The sequence below is a fragment of the Candidatus Profftella armatura (Diaphorina cf. continua) genome (assembly GCF_016593155.1).
Taxonomy (GTDB): Bacteria; Pseudomonadota; Gammaproteobacteria; order Burkholderiales; family Burkholderiaceae; genus Profftella; species Profftella armatura_A.
The window spans coordinates 125,015-135,348 of sequence record NZ_AP023215.1 but is presented as its reverse complement, the minus strand read 5'-3'; the positions used below and the strand labels follow the sequence as shown (position 1 = coordinate 135,348).

The following is a 10,334-nucleotide window of genomic DNA, read 5'->3' as shown; positions in this document are numbered from 1 at the left end:
TTATTTTTTACATAAAATAATGCTACTATTAATACCACTGAATCCAAAGGAATTACTCATTATATTATTAATATTTATAGGTATAGATTTTTTTCCGGAAAATTTTGCTTGATTATTAATTGGAAATTCTAAATTTAAATTAGGATGAATAAATTTTTTTTTCATTTGAATTATAGATGCAATTATTTCCACTATACCTGCAGAATATAAACAATGACCAGTTAAACTTTTTGTTGAATTTAACCAAAGTTTTGTAAAATGATTTTTGTATACTTTTTTAATCGCTGATATTTCTATTTTATCACCTAATGGTGAACTACTGCCATGTGTATTTAAATAATCTATCATATTTTTTTTTAAACCACTCTGTTTTAAAGCAGAATTCATTACATTAATTTCATTTTTTAAATCTGGTTCAGCAGATGCCGTGGCATGTAAATTAATAGCTCCCCCTAATAAACGCGCTAAATACGGTTTGTTATAATTTTTTATATTTTTATTACCTTCTAACAGAAGTGCAGCTGATGCTTGTCCATAAATAAATCCTTCTGCTAGTTTATCAAAAGGTCTACAAGTTTTTTTTGGAAAATTATAAAATTTTTTCCCTCCCATTGCTCCAATTACGCGAAATGCCTGAATTTCCATGGGGGAAAGATCTGTCATTGCGCTAATAATTAAACAAGCATCAACAATATCATTTTGAATTAAACGCATTCCATGTATAATTCCAATATTTCCTGATGCTGATGCTCCGCCAGTGATAAAACCTTCTCCACGAATATTAAATATTTCACTAAGTATGCCAATTTGATTGCTATCCATAAATTGGATAGCATAGCGAGGAGAAAGATATTCTGGTTTTTTTAAGAATTCGGGATATAACGAGTATTGATAATTTTGAGTTGTATTATGTCCCGCTATAATTAATCCTATACGTTCTGGTAAAATTTTGTATTTTTTTTTGTGTAGTTTTGAATGGTACCAAGCTTGTAATGCAGCAATTATAGATGTTTGTATAAAAAATGGAGATCTTTTTGAGATATGTAAAATAAATTCTTTTTTTTTTTTTGAAAGATCAGTAATTTTTTTTAATGAATTTTCAAGATTAAAATTATTGATCTTTGCAATAATATTTTTAGAAAAATTAGAGCTAGTATTATTAATTTCATAATCAATACCAGATTTTCCTTTTATTAATGAATTTGAAAATGATGATACATCAGATCCAATTGCTGATATAATTCCCATTCCAGATATATATATATTTGATTTTTCAATCATAAAAATTTTTTAATTTTATTAAAATAATTAAGAATTAATTAATGAAATAATTTGTGAAAATATTTTTTGATTTCCAGCAATTATGTCACCAGTATATAAATAATCTTTTTCTCCTTTAAAATTACTAATTATTCCTCCTGATTCAATTATTAATAAAGAACCAGATGCAATATTCCATGGCATTAATCCTTTTTCAAAAAAACCATCTAATTTTCCAGAGGCAACATAAGCTAAATTAAGAGAGGAAACTCCTATATTTCTTAAATTTTTACATTTAGTAATAATTTGAAATATTTTTGTATATTCCTCAAATTCTAATAGTGATTTTAGATTTATTTTTTTTTTAAACGAAAAATCAGTACCAATTAATGAGTCATTAATTTTATTTCTTTTATTAACACGAATACGTTTTTCATTTAAATAGGCACCACAACCTTTAATGGCAGTAAATAAATCATTTCTAATTGGATCATAAATTACTGCATGAGTAATTTGTTTTTTTTGTTTTAAGGCTATTGAAATACAATATTGAGGAAAATTATGAGCGAAATTTGTGGTATTATCAAGAGGATCTATTATCCAAATATTTTCATTTTTAAAATCTGTTAAATAATTTGATTTTTTAATTAAAAGAGCATAAGAAGGATATGTATTAATTAGAATTTCAGTAATAATTTTTTCAGATGCTTTATTAATATTAGAAACAAAATTTTCATATTTTTTTTTTTCAAATTTAATAGTTTCTAATTCGAGTGATCCTCTATTAATTATTAGAGCGCTTTTTCGTACAGCTTTAATTGCTGTATTGATAATTGGATTATTATACATAATATTTTTACTTTTATATATTTAAAAATAATATGTTTTTATAAGTTTATTCAAAATTTTAAAAGCTCAAAATTTTGAGCTTTTAAAATTTTTTTTAAAGCCTGACGATAACCTACTTTCACACTGGTTTCAGCACTATCATCGGCGCAAAATCGTTTCACGGTCCTGTTCGAGATGGAAAGGGGTGGTACCAATTTGCTATTGTCATCAGGCATAAAATTAAATTTTTTTAATTTTAAAAAAATTTAATTTTATGCATTATTTTTAAAAGACTCTAATGTTATAGGGACAAGTCTCACGGGCAATTAGTATCAGTTAGCTTAATACATTACTGTACTTCCACATCTGACCTATCAACGTTCTAGTCTTGAACGACCCTTTAGGGGAAATTTTCATCCCGGGAAATCTTATCTTAAGGCAAGCTTCCCGCTTAGATGCTTTCAGCGGTTATCTTTTCCGAACTTAGCTACCCGGCTATGCCACTGGCGTGACAACCGGTGCACCAGAGGTTCGTCCACTCCGGTCCTCTCGTACTAGGAGCAGCTCCTTTCAAATTTCCAGCGCCCACGGCAGATAGGGACCAAACTGTCTCACGACGTTTTAAACCCAGCTCACGTACCACTTTAAATGGCGAACAGCCATACCCTTGGGACCTACTGCAGCCCCAGGATGTGATGAGCCGACATCGAGGTGCCAAACTCCCCCGTCGATATGAACTCTTGGGAGGAATCAGCCTGTTATCCCCAGAGTACCTTTTATTCGTTGAGCGATAGCCCTTCCATACAGAACTATCGGATCACTATGTCCTACTTTCGTATCTGCTCGACTTGTCAGTCTCGCAGTTAAGCACGCTTATGCCATTGCACTATTAGTACGATTTCCGACCGTACTTAGCGTACCTTAGAACTCCTCCGTTACTCTTTAGGAGGAGACCGCCCCAGTCAAACTGCCCACCATACATTGTCTCCAAACCGGATAACGGTTTAAGATTAGAATTTCAAATAAACCAGGGTGGTATTTCAAGGATGACTCCATACAAGCTAGCGCTTATACTTCATAGTCTCCCACCTATTCTACACAGTTTTATTCAAAATTCAATATAAAGTTACAGTAAAGGTTCATGGGGTCTTTCCGTCTAGCCGCGGGTAGTTTGCATCATCACAAACATTTCAATTTCACTGAGTCTCGAGAGGAGACAGTGTGGCCATCGTTACTCCATTCGTGCAGGTCGGAACTTACCCGACAAGGAATTTCGCTACCTTAGGACCGTTATAGTTACGGCCGCCGTTTACTGGGACTTCAATCAAGAGCTTTCACTCCCTCATTTAATCTTCCAGCACCGGGCAGGAGTCACACCATATACGTCCATTTTCATGTTTGCATAGTGCTATGTTTTTATTAAACAGTCGCAGCCACCATTTTATTGCAACCTTTTCATCCTTCTAGTGTTAAACTAGTTAAAATAATCAGGTGTACCTTATTCCGAAGTTACGGTACAAATTTGCCGAGTTCCTTCTCTCGAGTTCTCTCAAGCGCCTTAGAATATTCATCTCGCCCACCTGTGTCGGTTTATAGTACGGTCTTTTTTAGACTGAAGCTTAGAGGCTTTTCTTGGAACTACTTCCAATTGCTTTATGAAAAATATCACTTGATCCATATCCTTGAATTATGTTACCGGATTTTCCTAATAACCTTCTACAATATAGATACCAGGACTTCCAACACCTGGACAATTTTAAATAATTCGTCCCCCCTATCGCACCTAAAATAGGTAAAGGAATATTAACCTTTTTCCCATCGATTACGCATTTCTGCCTCACCTTAGGGGCCGACTAACCCTGCTCCGATTAACGTTGAACAGGAAACCTTAGGCTTACGGCGTGAAGGTTTTTCACCTTCATTATCGTTACTCATGTCAGCATTCGCACTTCTGATATCTCCAGTATTTTTTACAAAATACCTTCACAGATTTACAGAACGCTCTCCTACCATATCAATTAAATTGATATCCGCAGCTTCGGTGATTGGCTTAGCCCCGTTACATTTTCCGCGCAGGACGACTTGATCAGTGAGCTATTACGCTTTCTTTAAAAGATGGCTGCTTCTAAGCCAACTTCCTGACTGTCTTAGCCCCCCCACTTCGTTTTCCACTTAGCCAATCTTAGGGACCTTAGCTGGCGGTCTGGGTTGTTTCCCTCTTGACGTCGGACGTTAGCACCCGGCGTCTGTCTCCTAAGCTAATACTTCATTGGTATTCGGAGTTTGCAATGGTTTAGTAAGTCATGATAACCCCCTAGCCATAACAGTGCTCTACCCCCAATGGTAATACTTAAGGCACTACCTAAATAGTTTTCGGAGAGAACCAGCTATTTCCAAGTTTGTTTGGCCTTTCACCCCTACTCACAGCTCATCCCCTAATTTTTCAACATTAGTGGGTTCGATCCTCCAGTACGTGTTACCGCACTTTCAATCTGGCCATAAGTAGATCACTTGGTTTCGGGTCTATATCCAGAGACTAATTCGCCCTATTCGGACTCGATTTCTCTGCGCCTCCCCTATTTTCGGTTAAGCTTGCCACTGAATATAAGTCGCTGACCCATTATACAAAAGGTACGCAGTCACAGAATAAATCTGCTCCTACTGTTTGTATGCACATGGTTTCAGAATCTATTTCACTCCCCTCCAGGGGTTCTTTTCACCTTTCCCTCACGGTACTAATTCACTATCGGTCGATTACGAGTATTTAGCTTTGGAGGATGGTCCCCCCTTATTCAGACAAGATTACACGTGTCTCGTCCTACTTTTTTGCAAACTTAGTTTCATATTATAAATTTAATATAATGGGCTATCACCTTCTATGGCAGCTCTTTCCATAGCTTTCTACTATTAATAATATTAAATTTTGCAAGCTTTTCCCATTTCGCTCGCCACTACTTTGGGAATCTCTATTGATTTCTTTTCCTATAGCTACTGAAATGTTTTAGTTCGCTACGTTAGCTTTACATATCTATGTATTCAATATGCAATATCTTTATGAATAAAGATGGGTTTTCCCATTCGGAAATCCGCGGATCAAAGCGCGTCTGCCCAGCTCACCGCGGCTTATCGCAAGCTACTACGTCCTTCATCGCCTGTAATCGCCAAGGCATTCACCATGTGCACTTATTTACTTGTCCCTATAACATTAGATTCTTTTTAAAATAATTTTAAATAAAAAGAATATTATTTTTAAATTTTTAAAGAACATAAACTTAATAAATTTAATTTTTATTAAATTTTATTAAAAACCGATAAATGTGAGCGCCTAATTTTTGATGCATACTCTAGAAAGGAGGTGATCCAGCCGCACCTTCCGATACGGCTACCTTGTTACGACTTCACCCCAGTCACAAATCTTACCGTGGTAAGCGCCATCCTTACGGTTAAGCTACTCACTTCTGGTAAAACCTGCTCCCATGGTGTGACGGGCGGTGTGTACAAGACCCGGGAACGTATTCACCGCGACATGCTGATCCGCGATTACTAGCGATTCCGACTTCATGGAGTCGAGTTGCAGACTCCAATCCGGACTACGATACACTTTTTGGGATTAGCTCCTCTTTGCAGATTAGCGGCCCTTTGTATGTACCATTGTATGACGTGTGAAGCCCTACCCATAAAGGCCATGAGGACTTGACGTCATCCCCACCTTCCTCCGGTTTGTCACCGGCAGTTTCATTAGAGTGCTCTTTCGTAGCAACTAATAATAAGGGTTGCGCTCGTTGCGGAACTTAACCCAACATCTCACGACACGAGCTGACGACAGCCATGCAGCACCTGTGTTTAGATTCTCTTTCGAGCACCTATAAATTTCTTTATAGTTTCTAACATGTCAAGGGTAGGTAAGGTTTTTCGCGTTGCATCGAATTAATCCACATCATCCACCGCTTGTGCGGGTCCCCGTCAATTCCTTTGAGTTTTAATCTTGCGACCGTACTCCCCAGGCGGTCTACTTCACGCGTTAGCTACGTTACTAAATCAATTAAGATCCAACAACTAGTAGACATCGTTTACGGCGTGGACTACCAGGGTATCTAATCCTGTTTGCTCCCCACGCTTTCGTACATGAGCGTCAGTGTTATCCCAGGAGATTGCCTTCGCCATCGGTATTCCTCCACATATCTACGCATTTCACTGCTACATGTGGAATTCTATCTCCCTCTGACACACTCTAGTTTTGCAGTCACAAATGCAATTCCAAGGTTGAGCCCGGGCATTTCACATCTGTCTTACAAAACCGCCTGCGTACGCTTTACGCCCAGTAATTCCGATTAACGCTCGCACCCTACGTATTACCGCGGCTGCTGGCACGTAGTTAGCCGGTGCTTATTCTTCAGGTACCGTCATTAAATTAATGTATTATATTAATTTGTTTCTTTCCTGATAAAAGAGCTTTACAACCCTAGGGCCTTCTTCACTCACGCGGCATTGCTGGATCAGGCTTTCGCCCATTGTCCAAAATTCCCCACTGCTGCCTCCCGTAGGAGTCTGGGCCGTGTCTCAGTCCCAGTGTGGCTGATCGTCCTCTCAGACCAGCTACTGATCGTGGTCTTGGTAGGCCTTTACCCCACCAACTAACTAATCAGATATCGGCCGATCCAAAAGCATGAGGTTTTTAAAAATACTAAAAATCCCCCATTTTCATCGTTAGATTTGTATGCGGTATTAGCTAATTTTTCAACTAGTTATCCCCCACTTAAGGGTACGTTCCGATATATTACTCACCCGTTCGCCACTCGTCAGCAGATAAATCTCTGTTACCGTTCGACTTGCATGTGTAAAGCATGCCGCCAGCGTTCAATCTGAGCTAGGATCAAACTCTTCCAATTCAAAATTAAAAATAATTTATTTTTAATTTTTGCTAATTTAATTTAATTAGCATGTAATACACAAACTTAAATAACGATCTTGTTAAAACTTTTAGGTTTTAATTCATATCGTTGCATCTGAATTAGACGCCCACATTTATCGATTATTAATTTTTAAAGAGCTTACTATATAAAGAAATATAGTATAAAATATTTAACTTTTTTAACAATTTATTATTTTAAATAAAAGTTATGTATTTTGTCAATTAAATTTATAAAATTTTTATAAATTTAATTATAATTAATTTATATATTTATTATAACAATCTATTATTGATTAATTTATGTATATCTATTTTCTAATTTATATGAAAATATTAAATTTTTAAAAAATTTTATATAAATAATTTTTCAGAAAAATTTATTAAAAAATTTGGATATAAACCAAAAATTAATAAAAGAAATGCATTAATACTAAGTAATATCTTTATATTAAAATTAATTGCTAATTTTGTTTTTTCAATAGTATTGTCAAAATACATTAATTTAATAATACGTAGATAATAAAATGTACCAATTAGTGAAAGCATGATAATTAATAATAATAGCCAAATTTTTTGAGTTCCGAATATTTTTTCCAAAATAAAAAATTTAGCGTAAAAACCAATAGTAGGGGGTAGCCCTGCTAATGAAAACATAAAAATCATCATAATGAGAGCGCACCATGGATCTCTTTTATGTAATCCTATAAAAATTTCTAATTCGCTAGTTTTATTATTAGTATTATTTTTTAATAAAATTACTACACCAAAAGCACCTAAGATAGCAAATACATAAGTAATAATATAAAATAAACCTGAATCACAAGAATTGAATGTAATTAAATTATTATATGATTTTTTAATAGATATTATAGAAAATAACATAAATCCCATATGTGCAATACTAGAATAAGCTATCATGCGCTTAAAATTATATTGTGTAATTGCGGCAATATTTCCGATAATTAAAGAAAAAATTGCTAATATTAATAATATTTTTTGCCAATTAATTATTAGCGGTAATAAGCATTCAATTAATAAACGATAAATTACTACAAATAATGATAATTTTGGAGCAGTGCTAAGTAAAAGAGTTATAATAATTGATGTTCCTTGATATACATCTGGAACCCACATATGAAAAGGTGATATGCCTAATTTAAAACTTAAACCTACTATAATTAGCAGTAAACTAAGTGTTAAAATATTGTAATTAATATTATTTAATCTAATAATGTTAAATATGGATGGTAATTCAAGTGTTCCTGTTATTCCATATAATATAGAAATTCCATATAACATAAATCCAGATGATAATATTCCTAATATAAAATATTTAATAGCAGCTTCTGAGGAAAATATATCATTTTTTTGTGAAGCAATTAATACACATAAGGTTAATGACATTAATTCTAGACCAAGATAAATACTTAATAAATTATTACCTGAAATCATAATCATTTGACCTAATACTGAAAATAATATTAGTAAATAAAATTCATTATTAAATAATGTAATCTTTTTTTTTATTAAAAATAATCGAGAATAAATTAAAATTAATGATATTATTATATATAGTGTTAATTTTGTTAATGAAGACAATGGATCCAATATAAACATATTGCTTAAAGCATAAATTTTAAAATTATTAAAATTTATTAAACTTAAAATAAAACAAATAAGTAATATTAATAAAGAAGAAAAATAGGTAAAAGTACTTTTATTATTAGGTAAAAATATATTAATAAACAAAATTATAGAAGTAGAAATAAATAAAAACACTTCCGGATAATAGGCTATTATATTATTAAAATGGAAAAAGTTTAAATTATTTATCATTATTGTAGTTAATTTTTGATATAACAACATGTTTGAGTAAATCAGAAATCGATACTTTCATTGAATTAACTATTGGTTTAGGATATAAACCAATAAAAATTATTAAAATTATAAATAATCCTAGTATTAAAAATTCTCGTTTATTAAAATTAGTTAATTTTATTATTTTATTATTAGTAATTGTACCAAATATTATATTCTTTGATAAGAGCAAAGAATATGCTGCGCTAAATATAAGTGCGGTAGCGGTTAATGCGCCTATCCAAAAATTAAATTTTACTACACTTAAAATTATCATAAATTCACCAATAAAACCAGAAGTTCCTGGTAAACTACAATTAGCTAATGAAAATATAATAAAAAATACAGAAAAATGTGGTATAACATTTACTATTCCCCCAAAATTAGAAATTAATCTAGTGTGTATTTGATTATATAGAAAACCAATTGATATAAACATTGCGCTGGATATAAGGGCATGTGAAATCATTTGTATAATTGCGCCTTGTATACCAATTTTAGTCAACATAAAAATACCCAAAATAACAAATCCCATATGTGCAATTGATGAATATGCAATTAATTTTTTTATATCTATTTGTACTATGGCTATTAAACTAATATAAATTATTGAAATTAAGGATAAGGTAATTATAAAGTTAGAAAAATAATAACTTGCATCTGGAAAAATTGGTAAAGAAAATCTAAGTAAGCCATAGCAACCTAATTTTAACATAATTGCAGCTAAAATTACTGAACCTTCTGTTGGGGCTTCGACATGAGCATCTGGTAACCATGTATGCATTGGCCATATTGGTATTTTAATGGAAAATGCAATAAAAAAAGTAATAAATAACCAAATTTGCTCAATTTTAGTAATTGGTAATTGATGCCAGATTAAAATATTAAAAGATTTATTTGAAATAAAATATAAGTATATTATTGATATTAACATTAATAGTGAACCCATTAATGTATATAAAAAAAATTTAATTGCAGCATATGAACGATTACTACCACCCCAAGTACCAATAATAATAAATATCGGGATAAGTGTTGCCTCAAAAAATATGTAAAATAACATTCCATCTAACGCGCAAAATGCACCAATTATTAATCCAGATAAAATAAGAAAAGCACTCATATATTCTGCTGATTTTTTTTTAATATCTAAACTAATTAAAATAATTATAAGTGTAATAAACGCAGTTAAAGGTATAAACCACAATGATAAACCATCAATACCAATAAAATAATAAATATTAAAATAATCAATCCATATTTTTTTTTCTATAAATTGAATTCCATGGAATTGAATATTAAAATATTTAAATATTGGAAGAGTTATAAAAAAACTAAATAATGCGGAAATTAATGATAAAATACGTATTAATTGTGAATTTTTATTACGAAAAATTGTAAAAATTAATAAACCGCATACAATTGGAGTCCAAATAGAAATACTAAGAATTGGAAAAGTTGATAATAACATTATTAA

The 10,334-nt window shown here is 32.2% G+C and carries 4 protein-coding genes and 3 rRNA genes; all 7 read right to left on the bottom strand.

The annotated features are described in order from the left end of the window. Window positions 1-1,281 carry a beta-ketoacyl synthase N-terminal-like domain-containing protein gene (locus JIC14_RS00665; RefSeq protein ID WP_236584505.1) on the bottom strand — a complete coding sequence of 427 codons (1,281 nt, stop codon included), beginning with the start codon at window positions 1,279-1,281 and terminating at the stop codon, window positions 1-3. 27 nt (window positions 1,282-1,308) lie between these two features. Continuing rightward, entirely contained in the window at window positions 1,309-2,109 is an 801-nt protein-coding gene (locus JIC14_RS00660; protein ID WP_201329880.1) for an inositol monophosphatase family protein, read from the bottom strand. A gap of 99 nt (window positions 2,110-2,208) precedes the next feature. Then, a 5S ribosomal RNA gene (rrf, locus tag JIC14_RS00655) occupies window positions 2,209-2,321 on the bottom strand. A gap of 72 nt (window positions 2,322-2,393) precedes the next feature. Beyond that, window positions 2,394-5,285, bottom strand: a 23S ribosomal RNA gene (locus tag JIC14_RS00650). A 151-nt stretch (window positions 5,286-5,436) separates the two neighbouring features. Next, window positions 5,437-6,977 (bottom strand): 16S ribosomal RNA (locus tag JIC14_RS00645). Together the 16S, 23S and 5S rRNA genes form the textbook arrangement of a ribosomal RNA operon. A 374-nt stretch (window positions 6,978-7,351) precedes the next feature. Further along, complete coding sequence (locus tag JIC14_RS00640) at window positions 7,352-8,836, bottom strand: NADH-quinone oxidoreductase subunit N (protein ID WP_236584504.1); 1,485 nt, start codon at window positions 8,834-8,836, stop codon at window positions 7,352-7,354. Beyond that, complete coding sequence (locus tag JIC14_RS00635) at window positions 8,826-10,328, bottom strand: complex I subunit 4 family protein (RefSeq protein WP_201329878.1); 1,503 nt, start codon at window positions 10,326-10,328, stop codon at window positions 8,826-8,828. Before JIC14_RS00635 ends, JIC14_RS00640 begins: the two co-directional genes overlap by 11 nt. Between the last annotated feature and the right edge of the window lie 6 nt (window positions 10,329-10,334).